This window comes from Kitasatospora sp. NPDC096147 (assembly GCF_044763225.1).
Lineage (GTDB): Bacteria > Actinomycetota > Actinomycetes > Streptomycetales > Streptomycetaceae > Kitasatospora.
The window spans coordinates 134332-151452 of the sequence record NZ_JBIWFX010000009.1 but is presented as its reverse complement, the minus strand read 5'-3'; the positions used below and the strand labels follow the sequence as shown (position 1 = coordinate 151452).

At 74.6% G+C, this 17121-nt stretch carries 9 protein-coding genes; 7 read left to right on the top strand and 2 right to left on the bottom strand.

The genetic code is table 11. From position 1 onward, the window contains the following. Positions 1-224: 224 nt before the first annotated feature. Positions 225-1517 (bottom strand): MFS transporter, encoded by a 1293-nt coding sequence (locus ACIRBX_RS26390; protein ID WP_402300362.1) that lies wholly within the window; start codon positions 1515-1517, stop codon positions 225-227. A 191-nt stretch (positions 1518-1708) separates the two neighbouring features. Next, a complete protein-coding gene (locus ACIRBX_RS26385; RefSeq protein WP_402300092.1) occupies positions 1709-2200 on the bottom strand; it encodes a hypothetical protein in 492 nt (163 codons plus the stop codon). Positions 2201-2632: 432 nt separating this feature from the next. Here ACIRBX_RS26385 and ACIRBX_RS26380 point away from each other — a divergent pair, with 432 nt between their 5' ends. From ACIRBX_RS26380 to ACIRBX_RS26350, 7 genes are all read left to right on the top strand, one after another. Continuing rightward, the gene (locus ACIRBX_RS26380; RefSeq protein WP_402300090.1) at positions 2633-3340 is read left to right on the top strand and encodes a thioesterase II family protein; all 708 of its coding nucleotides are present in this window, start codon (positions 2633-2635) and stop codon (positions 3338-3340) included. Positions 3341-3455: 115 nt separating this feature from the next. Continuing rightward, the gene (locus ACIRBX_RS26375) at positions 3456-8099 is read left to right on the top strand and encodes a condensation domain-containing protein (protein ID WP_402300089.1); all 4644 of its coding nucleotides are present in this window, start codon (positions 3456-3458) and stop codon (positions 8097-8099) included. A gap of 61 nt (positions 8100-8160) precedes the next feature. Then, a complete protein-coding gene (locus ACIRBX_RS26370; RefSeq protein WP_402300086.1) occupies positions 8161-11307 on the top strand; it encodes a condensation domain-containing protein in 3147 nt (1048 codons plus the stop codon). Positions 11308-11311: 4 nt separating this feature from the next. Then, on the top strand, positions 11312-12736 hold the full coding sequence (locus ACIRBX_RS26365; RefSeq protein WP_402300084.1) for a condensation domain-containing protein: 1425 nt from the start codon (positions 11312-11314) through the stop codon (positions 12734-12736). Continuing rightward, positions 12733-15039 (top strand): amino acid adenylation domain-containing protein, encoded by a 2307-nt coding sequence (locus ACIRBX_RS26360; protein WP_402300081.1) that lies wholly within the window; start codon positions 12733-12735, stop codon positions 15037-15039. Before ACIRBX_RS26365 ends, ACIRBX_RS26360 begins: the two co-directional genes overlap by 4 nt. A 19-nt stretch (positions 15040-15058) precedes the next feature. After that, complete coding sequence (locus tag ACIRBX_RS26355) at positions 15059-16321, top strand: cytochrome P450 (RefSeq protein ID WP_402300080.1); 1263 nt, start codon at positions 15059-15061, stop codon at positions 16319-16321. 21 nt (positions 16322-16342) lie between these two features. Then, positions 16343-17086, top strand: coding sequence for a thioesterase II family protein (locus ACIRBX_RS26350; RefSeq protein WP_402300078.1), 744 nt, complete (start codon positions 16343-16345; stop codon positions 17084-17086). Positions 17087-17121: the final 35 nt, after the last annotated feature.

Sequence of the window (17121 nt, the reverse complement as noted above, 5' to 3'; positions counted from 1 at the left end):
GCGGTCGGCTCCGGACGGCCGAGGCGGTGGAGCGCCACCGGCCCTCCGGTGCTCGACGCGGCCGGATGCGCGGGCCGAGGCCGAGGGAGCCGACGGCGCCGGATGGGCCCCGCCGCCATCGACCCCCTGCCGACGGAGCCGCACCTCGACCGCATGACCGCTCAGCTGCCGTACGTCGAGCCCCCGTGGGCTCGGACGGGCTCGGACGGGCTCGGACGGGCCCGCTACTCGGCGGTGGTGGAGGCCGGAGCCCTGCGCAGGCCGTCCTGGGGGAGGTGACGGCGGATCACCGAGGGGCGCAGGGTGCGCAGGGCGACCAGCCAGCCGGCGGCGAGGACGACCGCGGCGAGGATGAACGGGGCGCGCAGGCCCCAGAGTTCGGCGGAGGCGCCGCTGAGGGCGGCGCCGACCGGGCCGAGGCCGACGGCGAAGAAGCGGTAGGCGGAGTTGACCCGGCCCATCAGCTCCTCGGGGACCAGGGCCTGGCGCAGCGAGACGCTGACCACGTTGGCGACGCCGACTCCGGCGCCGACCAGGCTGAGGGAGCCGGCGGCGAGCAGCGGGGTGGAGGTCAGGCCGGCCACCACGAAGGCGGCCGAGGAGACCGCGAAGACCGCGCGCAGCAGGGTGCCCCGGCCGAAGCGCTCGGTGAGGACGGGGGCGGCCAGGGTGCCGACCAGGCCGCCGACCGCGACCAGGCCGAGCAGCAGGCCGTACGCGAGGTGGGAGACGTGCAGGACCTCGTAGGCGTAGAGGATGGCGATGGCGAGGACGGCCATCACCGCGAAGTTGGTGAGGCCGACCAGCAGGCAGACCGCCCGGAGCAGCGGGTGCTTCCAGAGCCAGGCCATGCCGTGCCGGACGTCCTGGAGGAGGTTGCCGCGAGGGACGGCGACGGGGGCGTCAGGCGAGTCGGCGGGGCCGGTGGCGTCGAGGACCGCGCGCTGGGCGCGCAGGCGGGCGTCGGCGATGCCCAGGACGATCGCGGCGGAGAGCACGAAGGAGGCCGCGTCGATCAGGAAGGGCGCACCGGTCGGGAGCGAGAACAGCACCGCGCCGAGCGGCGGGCCGACCAGCTCCATGGTGATCAACTGGGCGGCCTGGAGGCGGCTGTTGGCCGTCTCCAGGCCCTCCTTGGGGACGATCCGGGGGACGGCCGACAGGGTCACGCCGTCGCGCAGGGTCTGGATCGAGCCGAGCAGGAAGTTGACGCCCGCCAGCATGGCGATGGTCCCGCCGCCGGTCGCCGCGATCACGCCGAACAGGCCGATGCCGACCGCGCTGCACAGGTCGGTCACCCACATCACCCGCCGGTAGTCGCGCAGCCGGTCGGTCAGGGCGCCGGTGAACGGGCCGACCAGCAGCCAGGGCAGGCCGCCGACCACCGTGACCACCGAGACCGCGCCCGGGTCCCGGGTGAGGGAGGCGGCGAACAGCGGGAGCGCCACGATCCTGATGCCGTCACCGGTGCTGGACACCAGCGTCGCCCACCACAACGGCCAGAAGGACCGTGCCACCTGCGGTCGAACCGCGACAGCGTCCACCCGAACTCTCCCTCCCTGCACCGGCAAGCGTCGGTTCGGAGCTTGGCACGTGCGGGACGGGCGGTGCTGTCAGGGACTTCCCCGGCTGGTGGCCTGCGGCGCGGGGTGGTTCGGTGCGGGGTGGTTCGGTACTGGGTGGTTCGGTGGACCCTCCCCCGGGAGGGTCAGACCTCCAGGAGGGCGGGCCGGCGGTCCAGCCGGTCGAGCAGCTGATCGCCGTAGCAGTAGCGGGCCCGGCCGCTGGTGAGCAGCGGCTGTCCGGCCTCCTCGGCGATCAGCAGCGAGTGGCAGCTCGACAGCACCTCCACCCCCTCGATCCGGGCGCCCGAACTCACCGCGTACAGACGGCCGGTGGCCACCCCGTCGGTCAGTTCCAGCGGTACCACCCGGACGCCGGGCAGCTCGCAGAAGGCCCGGACCTGGGTCTCGCTGCCCAGCCGGTGGCGCTCCGGACAGTCCTCGTCCCAGCAGGTCTTCATGGCGGCGGCGGTGGAGACCGCCACGGCGGAGACGCTCAGCGAGAGGGCGCCGTCGAGCACCGCGCGGCGGGCGGCGTCGCCCTCGGGGGAGTGCGAGGTGGCGATCCGGTAGAGGGCGAAAGAGTCGACGGTGGCGGACTGCCCTGAGGTCGTCAGAAGCTCGTTCAGCGTGGTCATTCTTCTCCGTAGGTCGAAATTCGGCGTTCTCGACGGCCGGGATTCTGGGTGTTTCCGGCAGCGGCGTCCGTATACCTCGGCGGAGTTCGGAATGTCACCCAACTTCCCCCGAGTACCGACAGTTTGACGATCCGTGAGGGGTGAGGCAAGTGCCTCGCGGCGGTGTCCGGGTGCCACCAAGGGGAGCGGGACGCGCAGGTCGCGGACTGTGTCAGGTCGGGGTTGTAGGGGAGTCTCCTGACTACTGGGGGGAGGGTGGGATGCGGAAGTCTCCAACGGTGAGGGCGGCCCCGCCGAGGCCCTTCCGAAAGCCCGCCGAGGGCGGTCGGAACCGGCGGAGCGATGAACTCCCGCACCCCCTTTCCCCACGTTCTGGAGAACTGCATGGAATGGCTCCGAGATTGGTCGGGGACCGAGGAGCCGCTGGTTCGCGTGCTCTGCTTCCCGCCGGCCGGCGGCAGTGCGCAGCCCTACCGGGCGTGGTCCAAGCTGCTGCCCGCGCACATCGGCGTGGTGGCGGTGGAACTGCCCGGCCACGGCTCCCGGATGGGCGAGCCGCCGGTGGACACCCTGCCAGGGCTGATCGCGGGCGGGCTGCTGGGCGAGGTGAAGACCTTGCTGGACCGGCCGTTGGTGGTGTTCGGCCACAGCATGGGCGCGATCGTCGGCACCGAGCTGTCCCGGCTGCTGCTCACCGACGTCGGCTGGCGGCCCCTGCTGCTGGTGGCGGCCGGCTGCGGCTCGCCGGACCTGCCGTCGGTGCCCGACTACGAGACCCGGATGACCGACGAGGGCATCCTCGCCTTCCTGCGCCAGGTGGGCGGCACCCCCGCCTCGATCCTGGACAACGAGGAGTACCTGGCGATGCTCCGGCCGGTGGTCCGGGCGGACTTCGAGTCGATCGCCCACCGCGACCTGGCGGCCTCACCCCGGCTCGGCTGCCCGGTCCGGGCCTACGTCGGCGACGCGGACCCGCGGGTCGACCGGGAGCGTGCCGCGGGCTGGGAGATCGAGGGCAACGGGGACTTCGAGCTCTGCACCTTCCCCGGCGGCCACTTCTTCGTGCAGGAGCGGGTCGACATGGTGCTCAGCCGCCTCCAGCGGGACATCGGCGACGCGCTGCGCGCCCGGCCCGCATAGCCCGGCCCGTCGGGCCCGGTGCTCCGCATCCGGAGCCGGCCGGCGGCCCACCGGCCGTTCCCGACAACCGACTTGACCAGTACGAGCAGACTCATCGACACCGAGGGGACCCGACATGCCACCGACCGTGATGTCGCCCGAGCGCAGGCGGCTGCTTGACCTCCTGCTCGCCGAGCAGGGCGTGGCCCGCACCAGGCCGAGGGTCGAGAGCCACCCGGGCGACCGGTCCGCGATGCCGGTGTCCCTGATGCAGCAGCGGATCTGGTTCTTCGACCGGCTCCAGCCCAACTCGACCATCTACAACGTGGCGGGCGCCGCCCGGCTGCGCGGCCCGGTGGACGTGGACGCGCTGGGCCGCTCGCTGACCGAGGTGGTCCGCCGGCACGAGGTGCTGCGCACCACCTTCCGCCAGCTCGACGGCCGGGCCGTCCAGCAGGTCAACGAGGCACCGGAGCTGAAGCTGGAGGTGGTGGACCTCCGGCACCTGCCGGAGGCCGACCGCCAGGAGGCGGCGGCCGAGTACTGCCGGGGCGAGGTGGGCCGTCCGTTCAGCCTGGAGCGCGATCTGATGCTCCGTCCGCGCCTGCTGCGCACCGGGGAGCAGGAGTACCTGCTGGTGCTGGTCCAGCACCACATCGCCACCGACGGCTGGTCGATCAACCTGCTGCTGCGCGAGATCGGCGCGCTGTACGGTGCCTTCACCCGGGGCGAGCCGTCCCCGCTCCCTGAACTCACGGTGCACTACGGCGACTTCGCCGCCTGGCAGCGCGAGCACCTGAGCGGCGACGTGCTGGCCGAGAAGCTGGCGTACTGGAAGGAGCAGCTGACCGGGGCCGGCCTGCTCGACCTGCCGTGGACCGGCCGGCCGCGCCCGGCCGCGCTCAGCTGGAACGGCGACGCGCTCTCCTTCGCGCTGCCGCCCGCGCTGGTCCGCCGGATCCGCGAGCTGGCCGACAGCGAGCGGGCCACCCCGTACATGGTGCTGCTGGCCGCGCTCTCGGTGGTGCTGACCCGGTGGAGCGGCGCGGACGAGACGGTGATCGGCTGCCCGATCGCCAACCGGACGATGAGTGAACTCGAAGGGCTGATGGGGTGTTTCGTGAACACCCTGCCGCTGCGGGTGAGCACCGCCGGCGACCCGAGCTTCCGCTCGCTGCTGCGCACCGCCCGCGAGGTGGCGCACGGCGGCTACGAGCACCAGGAGGTCCCGTTCGAGCTGATGGTCGAGGCGGTCAACCCGGAGCGTGACGCCAGCTCGCACGTGCCGCTGATCCGCCACCAGCTCGGCCTGCACAACGAGCCGCGCTGGAGCGTGGAGCTGTCCGGCGTGACCTTCGAGGTCGAGACGCTGAGCACCGAGACCGTCCGCTTCGACATGGAGATCGACCTCGCGGTGGACGCCGACGGCGGCATCAGCGGCCCGGTGTACTTCTCCACCGACCTGTTCACCCCCGAGCTGGTGCAGGACGTGCTGGACGCCTTCGACCGGGTGCTGCGGGCGGCCCTCGACGCCCCCGACACCCCGATCGCGCTGCTGCCGCTCGCGGTGCCCACCCCGCTGGCGCCCGCCCCGGTCACCGACCCGGCGACCTCGGCGCGGACGGTGCACGGGCTGGTCGAGGGCTACGCCGCCGGCACGCCGGAGGCCGAGGCCCTGGTGCACGGCGAAGAGCGCTGGAGCTACCGGGAGTTGGACCTGCGGGCCGGGCGGATCGCGCACCACCTGCGGAGCCTGGGCGTCCAGCCGGGCGACCGGGTCGCGGTGCACCTGCCCGGGTCGGGCGCGCTGGCCGCCTCGGCGCTGGGCGTGCTCAAGGCGGGGGCGGTGCTGGTGCCGCTGGACCCGGCGCACCCGCGCGCCGCCGTCCGCAGTGCCCTGCGCGACTCCGGGGCGCGGATCGTGCTGACCGAGTCGGGGAGCTGGCACCCCGGCCTGCTGTGGGCCGGGGCCGGGGTCCAGGTGGTGCACCTGGACCGGATCGCCGACCAGCTCGCCGAGGCCCCGGCCGGGGAGATCCCGGCGGGCACCGCCGGCCGGGGCGCGTTCGCGCTGTACGCCGCCGACGGCGGCCCGGCCGGGGTGCACTGCCACCGCTCGGCGCTGGAGCGGCTGCGCTGGGAGCAGACCCAACTCGCCTGCACGGCGGCCGATTCGGTGCTGCTCGGCGGCCCGGTCGGTCTGGACACCTCCCCGTGGCGCTGGCTGCTGCCGCTGGTCACCGGCGGACGGCTGGTGATCGCGGGCGGTGGTGCCACCGGTGCCGAGACCGCTGAGCTGATGGCGCGTGAGCAGGTGGGCGTGGCCCATCTGGTGCCCGCCGCGCTGGCCGGTCTGCTGGCCGCCCCGGGAGCGGCGGTCGGCCTCGGCGGGCTGCGGGAGCTGGCCGTGGTCACCGACGAGACCTGGCCCGCCCTGCTGGAGGACGCCCGCCGCCTGCTGCCGTCCACCCGGCTGCGCGAGCTGCGCGGCTCGGCGGCGGCCGGAGCGGACCGGCTGGTGGTCAGCCGGCCCGCCGCCGGCCAGGGCCAGGGCGCCGAGCACGGCCCGCTCTGCGTGGACCCCGACGTGGTGGTGCTGGACGGGCGCGGCCAGGCCGTGCCGGTCGGCGTGCCGGGCGAGCTGCACCTCCAGGTCTCCGCAGCCGCCGGGGACGCGGCCGCGAGGGCGGACGACGAGGGGGCGGACGGCGCGGAGACCGGCGGCGCGGGCCCCGAGACGGTCCTGTTCGGCGGGGTGCCGGTGCGGCGCACCGGGGAGCGCGGCCGCCGCCTGCCCGACGGCACCATCGAACTGCTGGGCCGCACCGACCGGGCCCTGCGGATCCGCCGCCGCCTGGTGGAGACCACCGAGGTGCAGGGCTCGCTGGCCCGGCACGAGGCGGTGGACCGCGCCTTGGTGGTCGCCGACCACGAGGCCCCCGGCGGCACCGAGCTGCTCGGCTACCTGACGCTGCGCGAGCGCGCCTCCGGCGTGCGGGCCAACGCGCCCGAGCTGGTGAAGCGGGCCCGCTGGCGGAAGATCTTCGAGGAGACCTACTCCGGCCGCGGCGCCGAGGACGACCCGACGGTGAACACGGCGGGCTGGAAGAGCCGCTCCACCGACGAGTACCTCTCGCCCGAGGAGATGCGCGAGTGGGCCGACGGCACGATGCGCCGGATCACCGCGCTGCACCCCTCCCGGGTGCTCGAAGTCGGCTGCCGCAACGGTCAGTTGCTCTTCCGTCTGGCGATGCGCTGCGACTCCTACGTGGCCACCGACCTGTCCGCCCGGGCACTCGCCCACATCCGCGAGCACGAGCAGTGGCTGGCCTCCAAGGCCGAGGCGGTGGTGCTGCTGGAGCGCGCCGCCGACGACTTCTCCGAGCTGGCGGACGGCGACTTCGACACCGTCGTGATCAACTCGCTGGCCCAGTACTTCCCCGAGGCCGACTACCTGGAGCGGGTGCTGGCCGACGCCGTGCGGGTGGTCCGGCCCGGCGGCACCGTCTACGTCGGCGACGTGCGCAGCCTCGGGCTGGTGGAGGCGCTGCACCTCTCCGTGCAGGCCCGCCGCCTGCCGCCGAACGCTCCGGTGGACCGGCTGCGCCAGGCCGTCACCCAGCACACCGAGCGGGAGGAGGACCTGATCCTCGACCCGCGCCTGTTCCGCGAGATCGCCGGGCGGATCCCGGGCGTCACGGGCGTCAGCCTGCTGCCCCGGGTCGGCCGCCACCAGAACGAGCTGAACGCCTTCCGCTACGACGTGCTGCTGCGGGTCGGCGGCGAGCCGGTCGAGGTGCCGGCGGTCGAGCCGGCCGACTGGGCCCAGGACGGCCTCACCCCGGCCGACCTGCGGGAGACCCTGACGGAGCGTCGGCCGGAGACGGTGCTGCTGCGGGCGGTGAAGGACGCCCGCACCGCCCAGTACGCCGCCGGGGTCGGCCTGCTCGGCTCCGGGCTGGTGGACACCGTCGCCGACCTGCTGGACGCGGCCCGCCCGGTGCTCGGCGAGCCCGGCTCGCCGGTCGACCACGCCGAACTCCTCGCGCTGGCCGCCGAGGCGGGCTACACCCCGCTGATCGGCTGCTCGGCCAACGGCGTCCCGGGCGACCTGGACGTGGTGCTGGCCCGGCAGTCCGACGGCGAGCCGGTGCCGTTCGAACGGCTGGCGGCGGTGCTGGAGCAGGAGTGGGGCAAGGACAGCGGCGCCGGTGCGGTGCTGGCCAACGACCCGCTGCGGGCCATGCGGATCAAGGCGGTGCTGCCGGAGATCCAGCAGGAGCTGGCGGGCCGTCACCCCGGCTACGCCGTCCCGGCGGAGCTGATCGTGGTGCGGGAGTGGCCGCTGCGGGCCGACGGCACCGTCGACCCGGCCAAGCTGCCGGCCGCCGACCGGGCGGCCCGCGAGCAGGCCAAGATCTCCCGTGACCCGTCCACCGAGACCGAGCGGGTGATCGCCGAGATCTGGGCCGACGCGCTCGGCCTGGACCGGATCGGGGTGACGGACGACTTCTTCTCGCTCGGCGGCCACTCGCTGATGGGCGCCGAGGTGGTGGAGCGGGTCCGCGCGGTCTACGAGGTCGAACTCCCGCTCGGCACGCTCTTCGAGGCGCCCACGGTGGCCTCCTCCGCCGAGTACGTGGACGGCCAGCTGGCCGCCACCGGGCAGGGCGGCGCGGGCTCCGCCCCGATCGGCCGGGTGGACCGGGACGGCTACCGGCGCAAGCGCGAGGAGCGCGCCGGGGCCGGGCGGGCCGGCCGCCGGGGGGCCGGGTCGTGAGGCGCCGGACCGCGCGCGGCGGACCCATCGGAGAGCGGAACGACGGCAAGGGAGTACGGCAGTGACGACCGAACCGGTCACCCTGGAGACCTCGTTCTCCCAGCAGAGCCTCTGGCTGATCGACCAGGCCGACCCGGGCCGGCCCACCTACAACGTGCTCGCCGCCGTCCGGATCACCGGCGAGCTGGACCCGGCCGCCCTGGAGGAGTCGCTCAACCTGGTGGTGCGCCGCCACGAGGCGCTGCGCACGGTCTTCGACTTCGACGGCATCGACCCGCTCCAGCGCATCCTGCCCGAGCTGCGGGTGCCGATCCCGGTCCGGGAGGTCACCCGGGACGAGGTGGACGCCGTGGTGCAGGCGGACATCGAGCGCGCCTTCGACCTGGCGCAGGGGCCGCTGCTGCGGATGAGCCTGCTGCGGCTCTCCCCGCAGGAGCACGTCTGCGTGCTGGTGATGCACCACATCATCACCGACGGCTGGTCCTCGGCCATCCTGTTCCAGGAGCTGTCGGCCGGCTACGAGGCGCTGATCGCGGGCGGGCTGCCGGAGCTGCCCGAACTCCCGATCCAGTACGCCGACTTCGCCATCTGGCAGCGCGAGACGCTGGCCGGCCCGGCGCTGGACCGGCTGGTGGGCTACTGGCAGCGGCAGCTGTCCGGCATCACCCACCTGCCGCTGCCCACCGACCTGGTCCGGCCCGCCCAGGAGACCTCCCGGGGCGGCACGCACTTCTTCACCCTCCCGGCGCCGCTGATGCAGCGGCTCGACAAGATCGCCCGGGACCGGGGCGCCAGCCCGTTCATGCTGCTGCTGGCCGCCTTCCACGTGCTGCTCTCGCGTTACTCGGGCGCCACCGACATCACCGTGGCCAGCGCGGTGGCCGGCCGCAACCGGCCCGAAGTCGCCAACCTGATCGGCTACTTCGTCAACACCCTGGCGCTGCGCACCGACTCCTCCGGTGACCCGGCCTTCAGCGAGCTGCTGGAGCGGGCCCGGCAGACCTGCCTGGACGCCTACGCCCACCAGGACCTCCCGTACGACCGGGTGGTGGAGGCGGTGCGCGGCGAGCTGGACGGGCCGCCGACCACGGTGATGCTCTCCTTCCAGAACATCCCGCAGGACGAGTGGAAGGCCGGCGGGCTGACCTTCGAGGTCTTCAACGTCGCGACCAACACGGCCAAGTTCGACCTGCTGCTGGACATCGCCCCGCAGGGCGCCGAGGGCTTCCTCGGCAGCCTGGAGTACAGCCTCGACCTGTTCCGCGAGCCCACCGTGCGGCGGATGGCCCAGCACTTCACCACCCTGCTCGGCGCCATCGCCACCAACCCCGACCTGCCGGTCTCCCGGCTGCCGATGCTCTCCGAGCACGAGCGCGACCAACTGGTGAACGCGTGGAACGCGGAGGACGGCGGCCCGGCCGAGCCGGTGCACCTGGCGGTGGCCCGGCTGGCGGCGCAGACCCCGGAGGCGATCGCCGTGGCCGGGGACGGCTCCGGCCTGAGCTACGCCGAACTGAACCGCCGGGCCGACCTGCTGGCCCACCGGCTGCGGGCCGCCGGGCTGGCCGACCGGGCGGTGGCCGCCGTCGCGCTGCCGAGCTCGCCGGAGCTGCCGGTGGTGCTGCTGGCCGTGCAGAAGGCGGGCGCCGCCGCCCTGCTGGTGGACCCGGCGGAGCCGGCCGGGCGGACGGCCGCGATCCTGGCGCAGGCGGCTCCCGCCGTGCTGGTGACGGACGCCCGGGAGCGCGGGCCGCTGGCCGGACACGGTCTGCCCGAGGTCCTGGTGGACGGCTTGGACGGCTCGGACGGCCTGGACGGTCAGGACGGCGAGGGCCGTGCGGACGGTCCGGCCGGCCCGCCGGAGAGCGGCGCCGGGCCGGACGACCCGGCCCACCTCTGCCACCTGTCCGGCCAGGGCCTGGTGCCGGTGACCCGCCGTCAGCTGGCCCAGCTGGCCGGGGCGGTCATTGCCGCGCTGGAGCTCGGCCCGGCCGACCGGTCGCTGCCGCTCGCGCCGGCCGGCTCGGAACGGCTGCTGGAGGAGGTCTACCCCTACCTGGTGGCCGGCGCCTCGCTCGCCCTGCCGGAGCGTCAGGCCGGCGCCGGGCTGTGGGAGCTGGTGACGGCGGGCGGTGCGACCACCGTGGCGGTGCCGCCCTCCGAGCTGCTCGGCTGGACGGAGCAGCAGCGCAAGGAGCTGCCGCCGACCCTGCACACCGTGGTGCTGACCGGTGAACCGGCGCTGCGCTGGGAGCAGGTGGACGGCCTCGCGGTCCGGCTGGTGCGGATGCACGGCGCGGTGGAGGCGGCCGGCCCGGTGACCTCCGGCCCGGCAGGGCCGGACGGGCCGGAGCCGGACCGGGCGGCCCAGGTGCCGGTCGGGCGCCGGCTGCCCGGGGCCCGGGTGTACGTGCTGGACGAGTGGCTGGAGCCGGTGCCGGTCGGCGTGCCGGGCGAGCTGTACGTGGGCGGCCGCGGGGTCGGCCCGGGCTACCCGGGACACGCCTCGGCCACCGCCGACCGCTTCGTCCCGGACCCGTTCGCCGCGCGGAGCGGCCAACGGCTGTACCGCACCGGCGAGTCGGCGCGCTTCCTGGCCGACGGCAGCCTGCAGCTGACGGGCCGTCCGGGCGACGGCCGGACGGTGGTGGCGGGCCGCCGGGTGGACCCGGCCGAGACCGAGGCGGTGCTCGCCGCCCACCGGGAGCTGGCCGCCGCCGCGGTGGTGGCCCGGGACGGAGCGGCCGGGCCCACCGAACTGGTCGCCGCGTACGTCGCGCTGCCCGGCGCCACCGTGGACGGCGAGACGCTCCGGGCCCACCTGCGCGAGCGGCTGCCCGAGTGGCTGGTGCCCGCGGTGTACGTACCGCTGGACCGGCTGCCGGTGACGGCCGACGGCACGGTGGACCGGGCGGCGGTCGCGGCGCTCGGCACCGGGGCCGGGGCCACCGGGCCGGTCGCCCCGCGCACCCCGATCGAGGAGGAGCTGCACGAGATCTGGGCCGAGCTGCTCGGCCGGGAGCGGATCGGCGTCACCGACAACCTGTTCCACGTCGGCGGCACCTCGCTGATCGCGGTGCGGATGGTGGCCGAGGTCCGTGAGGTCTTCGGGCTCGACCTGTCGCTGCGGGCCTTCTTCGGGATCGAGCCGACCATCGAGGCGCTGGCCGAGTGGCTGTTCGAGCGGCTCAGCAGTGAGGAGGAGTGACGGCATGAGCACCACCGGGACCCCCACCGACCTGGCCGACCGGGCCGCCCGCGAGCGGGCCCTGCTGGCCCGCCGCCCGCGCCGGGCGGCCCGGCCGCCGCTGCTGGAGCGGGCGGCCGACGGCACCTTGAGCACGCCCGCCTCGCCGGCCCAGCGGCTGTTCCACGGCCTCCAGGAGGCGTATCCGGGCCAGCCCGGCTTCAACCAGTCCGGCGCCGCGCGGCTGCGCGGCCCGCTGGACGTCCCCCGGCTGGAGCGGGCCCTGGCCGAGCTGATCGGCCGTCACGAGGCACTGCGGACGGTCTTCGAGACCCGGGACGGGGTGCTGCACCAGGTGGTCCGGGCGGCCGAGGCCCCGGCCGTCCCGGTCCGGGACACCGCGGAGGCGGACGCCCGGGCGCTGGCCGGGGAGTTCGTCGCGAGGCCGTTCGACCTGGCGGCCGAGCTGCCCGTCCGGCTGGCCGTGCTGCGGCTGGCGGCCGAGGACCACATCGTGCTGTTCGCCCTGCACCACATCGTCGGCGACCTGCACTCGGTGGAGATCCTCTTCCGCGAGCTGTACACCCTGCACCTGTCGGGGCTCGGCGCGAAGGAGGCCGTACTCGCCGGGCTGCTGGACCCGCTGACCGCCCAGACGGCCGATGTGACGGCCTGGCAGCAGGCCGCGCTGACCGGCCCCCGGGAGGCCGAGCTGCACGCCTACTGGCGGGCCAGGACGGCCGGCGCGGCGGCGGTGGAGCTGCCCTCGGACACCACCCGGGCGGTGCCGCCGAGCACCGCCGGACACGTGGTGGTGCGGCCCGTGCCCGCACGGGTGGCGGCCGGGGTGAAGGCCCTGGCCGACGCCCACCGCGCCTCCGAGTTCATCACCACCCTGGCGGCCTTCGCGATCGTGCTGGCCCGCCGCACCGGCCGGCGGGACCTGGTGCTCTCCACCCCGGTGACCCGCCGGGACCGGCAGGAGACGGCCCGGCTGATCGGGGCCCACCTGAACTACGTCCCGCTCCGGGTGCGGATCGACGGGAGCCTCGGCTTCGGCGCCCATCTGGACGCGGTGCGGGCCGAGGTGACGGCCGACCTGGCGCACGACGACCTCCCGTACGAGGAGATCGCCGGGCTGGCCGGGCTGACCACCGGTCAGCTGTTCCGGGTGCTGTTCCAGCGCGACGAGGACCCGGAGACGGTCTTCCCGGAGGGCGAGCTCTCCGGCGAGCTCTGGGACGCGCCCTGGGAGCACGCGCTGAACGACCTGACGGTGCGGGTCTCCAGCTCCCCGGCGGGCTGGTACCTGTACGTCAACCACCGCACCGACGTGCTCAGCCCCGCGCTGGGCACCGCGATCGCGGACGAATTCCTGGCCCTCTTGGGCGACTTGGCCGATGACGCCGATCGGCGCGTCGGGGAACTCCTCACGGTGAGGGCGGCATGACCACATTCGCGAACCTACCTGCCACCGACCACGCGGACGGACCGTCGGGTGTGCCGATCGGCAGCCGGACCCCGGCCGCGGCGATCGCCGCGCTGGCGCTGGTGGTCCACCGCGCCGGCCTGCGGGACACCCTGCGGGTCGACTACCTGGACCCGGCGGCCGAGCCCACCCGGGCCGGTGTGCTGACCCTGGACCTCTCGGACACCCCGACCGCCGGTGAGCTGGCCGAGCGGCTGACCGCCGCCGTGGCCGGCCTGGACGAGTACGAGGAGGAGCTGCTCGACGAACTCGAGGCGGCCGCCACGGACTTCGGCTACCGGGGCGCCGGCTCGCCGGAGACCGGGCGGCGCACCACCCCGCTGCTGCTGACCGCCCCCGACGGCTCGGTGCACCTGCTGCCCAAGCCGGTGGACGCGGTCACGGAGCACCGGCTGGCCGGCCTGGTGGAGCTGGCGCTGGCCGCCACCCCGGGCGACGCCCTGACGGCCGTGCCGCTGGCCTCCGCCGAGGACCTGGCCCAGGTCACCGCCTGGGGCGGCACCGGGGTGGCCCCCGGCCCGGCCCGGCCGGTGCACGTCCTGGTGGCCGAGCGGGCGCAGGCCGCCCCCGACGCGGTCGCGGTCAGCGCCGACGGCAGCAAGCTGACCTACCGTGAACTCGACGGCGCCGCCGACGCGGTGGCCGCCGCCCTGCTGGCCGCCGGGGTCCGCCCCGGCGAGGTGGTCGGGGTCAGCCACGAGCGCGGCGCCGCCCTGGTGACGGCCGTGCTCGGGGTGCTCAAGGCGGGCGGCGCCTACCTGGCGCTGGACCCGGAGGCACCGGACGCCCGCTCGGCGGCGCAGCTGGCCGACGCCGGGGTGCGCACCGTGCTGGCCCAGGACTCGCTGCGCCAGCGCCTGCCCGGCGGTCTGACCGTGCTCACCCCGGCCGAGGTCCCGGCCGAGGCCCCGGCCGGCTTCCGTCCGGTGGAGGTCGGCCCGGACGACCTGGCCTACATCAGCTACACCTCCGGCTCGACCGGCGAGCCCAAGGGCGTCGCCGTGCCGCACCGGGCGGTGGCCCGGCTGGTCGGCCCGAACGACTGGTCCGACCTCCGGCCCGAGGACGTGGTGCTCCAGCTGGCCCCCGTCGCCTTCGACGCCTCCACCCTGGAGCTCTGGGGCGCACTGGCCAACGGCGCCTCGCTGGCCGTCTACCCGGCCGGTCCGGTGACCGCCGACCGGCTGGCCGAGCTGCTGCGCGACGAGGGCGTGACGGTCGCCTGGCTGACGGCGGGTCTGTTCCACCAGATGGTCGGCTCGCAGTTGAAGTCCTTCGCCGGACTGCGCCAGGTGATCGCCGGCGGCGACGTGATCCGCCCCGACCAGCTGCGCCGACTGCTGGGCGCGCACCCGGAGTTGACCTTCACCAACGGCTACGGCCCGACCGAGAACACCACCTTCACCGCCTGCTGGACCACCCGCACCGCGCCCCGCACCGGCTCCGTCCCGATCGGCCGGCCGATCGCCGGCACCCGGGTGCTGGTGCTGGACAGCGCGCTGCGGCCGGTCCCGGCCGGGGTGCCGGGCGAGCTGTACGCCGCGGGCGAGGGCTTGGCCCGGGAGTACCTGGGCCGCCCCGAGGCCACCGCCGCCGCCTTCCGCGAGGACCCGGCCCGGCCGGGCGAGCGGATCTACCGCACCGGCGACCTGGCCCGCTGGCTGCCCGACGGCGACCTGGAGTTCCTCGGCCGGGCCGACAACCAGGTCAAGATCAACGGCTACCGAGTGGAGATCGGCGCCGTCGAGGCCGCCGTCCTGGCCAATCCGGCGGTCGCCGAGGCCGTGGTGCTGGCCCAGCCCGACCCGGCCGGCGGCAAGCGGCTGCTGGCCTACCTGGTGCCGACCGGCGACGGCGACGTGGCCAGCCTGCGCGAGGCGCTGCGCCGTCAACTCCCGTCCTACATGCTGCCGTGGGCGTACGTGACGCTGGAGAAGTTCCCGCTGAACCGCAACGGCAAGCTGGACCGCGCCGCGCTGCCGGCCGCCCGCCGCGTCCCGCGCGACCTGCCGGACGCCTACCGGGCGCCGGTCACCCCCGAGGAGGAGTACCTCTGCGGCCTCTGGGGCGAGGTGCTGGACGTCGAGCCGGTCGGCATCGACGACGACTTCTTCGAGCTCGGCGGGCACTCCCTGATGGCGGGTGAGCTGATCACCCGGATCCAGGAGGAGCGCTCCATCGAACTCTCCGCGCAGACCCTCTACCTGCGCCCGACCATCGCCGAACTCGCCGAGGCCCTGGAGCAGGGCACCGCCTCCGCCTGACCGAAGGGCAGCCAACGACATGCGACTCAACCGACCGCTGGACCCCGCCACCATCGACCTGGACGCCGTCGACCTGGTCGACTCCGAGCTCTACGGGCACGGCGACCCGCACTCCATCTGGCACGCGATGCGCGACCGCGACCCGGTCCGCTGGCAGCCGGTCGGGGAGGACCTCGGCTTCTGGTCCATCACCAAGATGGACGACGCCGACCTGGTGCTCCGTGACCACACCCGCTTCACCTCGCAGCGCGGCACCATGCTCTTCCTGCTCGGCAAGGACGACCCGGCCCGGGGCCGCCAGATGGCCGCCACCGACCCGCCGCGGCACACCCGGATGCGGGTGCCGCTGCAGCGCGCGCTGGCGCCCAAGTCCATCGAGCGCTACCAGGGCGCTGTCCGGGACGAGATCCGCCGGGTGCTGGCGCCCGCGATCTCCGGCGAGGTCTACGACTTCGCCGCGCACATGATGGCCATGCCGATGGCCACGGCCGGGCGGCTGATGGACCTGCCGCGCGCCGACTGGGCCCGGCTCACCGAGCTGACGGCGATGTCGATCGCCCCGGACGACCCGGAGTTCGCCGCCAAGGACACCGCGCAGGCCACCCTGGAGCTGGCCCACCGCGAGCTGTTCGCCTACTTCCACGACATCGTCCGGGACCGCCGCAAGAACCTCGGCGACGACCTGATCAGCCTGATGCTGACCATGGAGGTGGAGGGCGAGCCGATCGAGGTCGGCGCCGTCCTGGCCAACTGCTACAGCCTGCTGCTCGGGGCCAACATCACCACCCCCTTCGTGCCGATCGCGGCGATGGACGAGCTGATGGACACCCCCCGGCTGAAGGAGTGGATGGCCGACCCCGACGCGCTGACCACCGGTGTGGACGAGGCGGTCCGCTGGGCCTCGCCGGCCAACCACTTCATGCGCTACGCGATCGCCGACGTGGAGATCCGGGGCAAGCAGATCGCGGCCGGCGACGCGGTGGTGGTCTGGCTGGGCGCGGCGAACCGGGACGACGAGTACTTCACCGACCCGTTCACCTTCGACTTCCACCGCAAGCCGAACAAGCACATCGCCTTCGGCATCGGCCCGCACTACTGCGTCGGCCACTCGGTGGCCCGGATGAGCCTCAAGCTGCTCTTCGAGGAGCTGTTCACCACCTTCGAGGACTTCGAGCGGGCCGGCGAGGTGGAGCACCTCTGCTCGAACTTCGTGGCGGGCATCAAGCACATGCCGATCCGGGCCAAGGCGCGGGCCGGCGTGTCCGCCCCCGTGGCCGACTGAGCGGCGGGGAGGACACCGACGATGGCCGAGACCACTGCGCGCAAGGCCAAGTGGCTGCTGCGCGAACCGTCCGACAGCAGCGCGGTGCGGCTGTTCTGCATCCCGTACTCGGGCTGCGGGGCCAGCATGTACCGCAAGTGGCCGAGGTACCTGGGCGAGGTGGAGATCTGCGCCGTCCAGCTGCCCGGCCGGGAGAACCGCCTGCGCGAGCCCGCGTACGGCACCTACGAGGAGCTGGCCGACGACTTCGCCGAGGCCCTGCTGCCCTACCTGGACCGGCCGTTCGCCTTCTTCGGGCACTGCGGCTCGGCCCTGCCGGGCTACGAGACCTCGGTGCGGCTGCTGGAGCGCGGCTACCCGCTGCCGTCCCGGCTGTTCGTCTCCTCCCAGGTCGCCCCGCACCAGGGGCCGGCCGGGCGCTTCCTGGAGATGAGCGACGAGGAACTCTCGGTGGAGGTGGCCGAGTTGATCACCTCGCTGGGCGGCAAGCCGACCACCGACATGGTCGAGCTGTCGATCCGCATCCTGCGGGCCGACGTGGAGGCGAACAAGCGGTACAAGCCGGAGAAGCCGACCGTGCTGCCGCTGCCGATCAGCGCGCTGGGCTGGGCCCAGGACGTCGAGGTGGACTACCGCCTGATGGACGGCTGGGCGGACTGCGGGGAGACCAGCTTCCGGCTGCTCCAGGGGCCGCACTACCAGTTCATGGAGGCACCTGACGACCTCATGGCGGCCATTTCCGAGGACCTGGCCGACTTCGTCTGAGGCTGTGTCACCTCTGCCCCCGGCAGGGCGGAGAA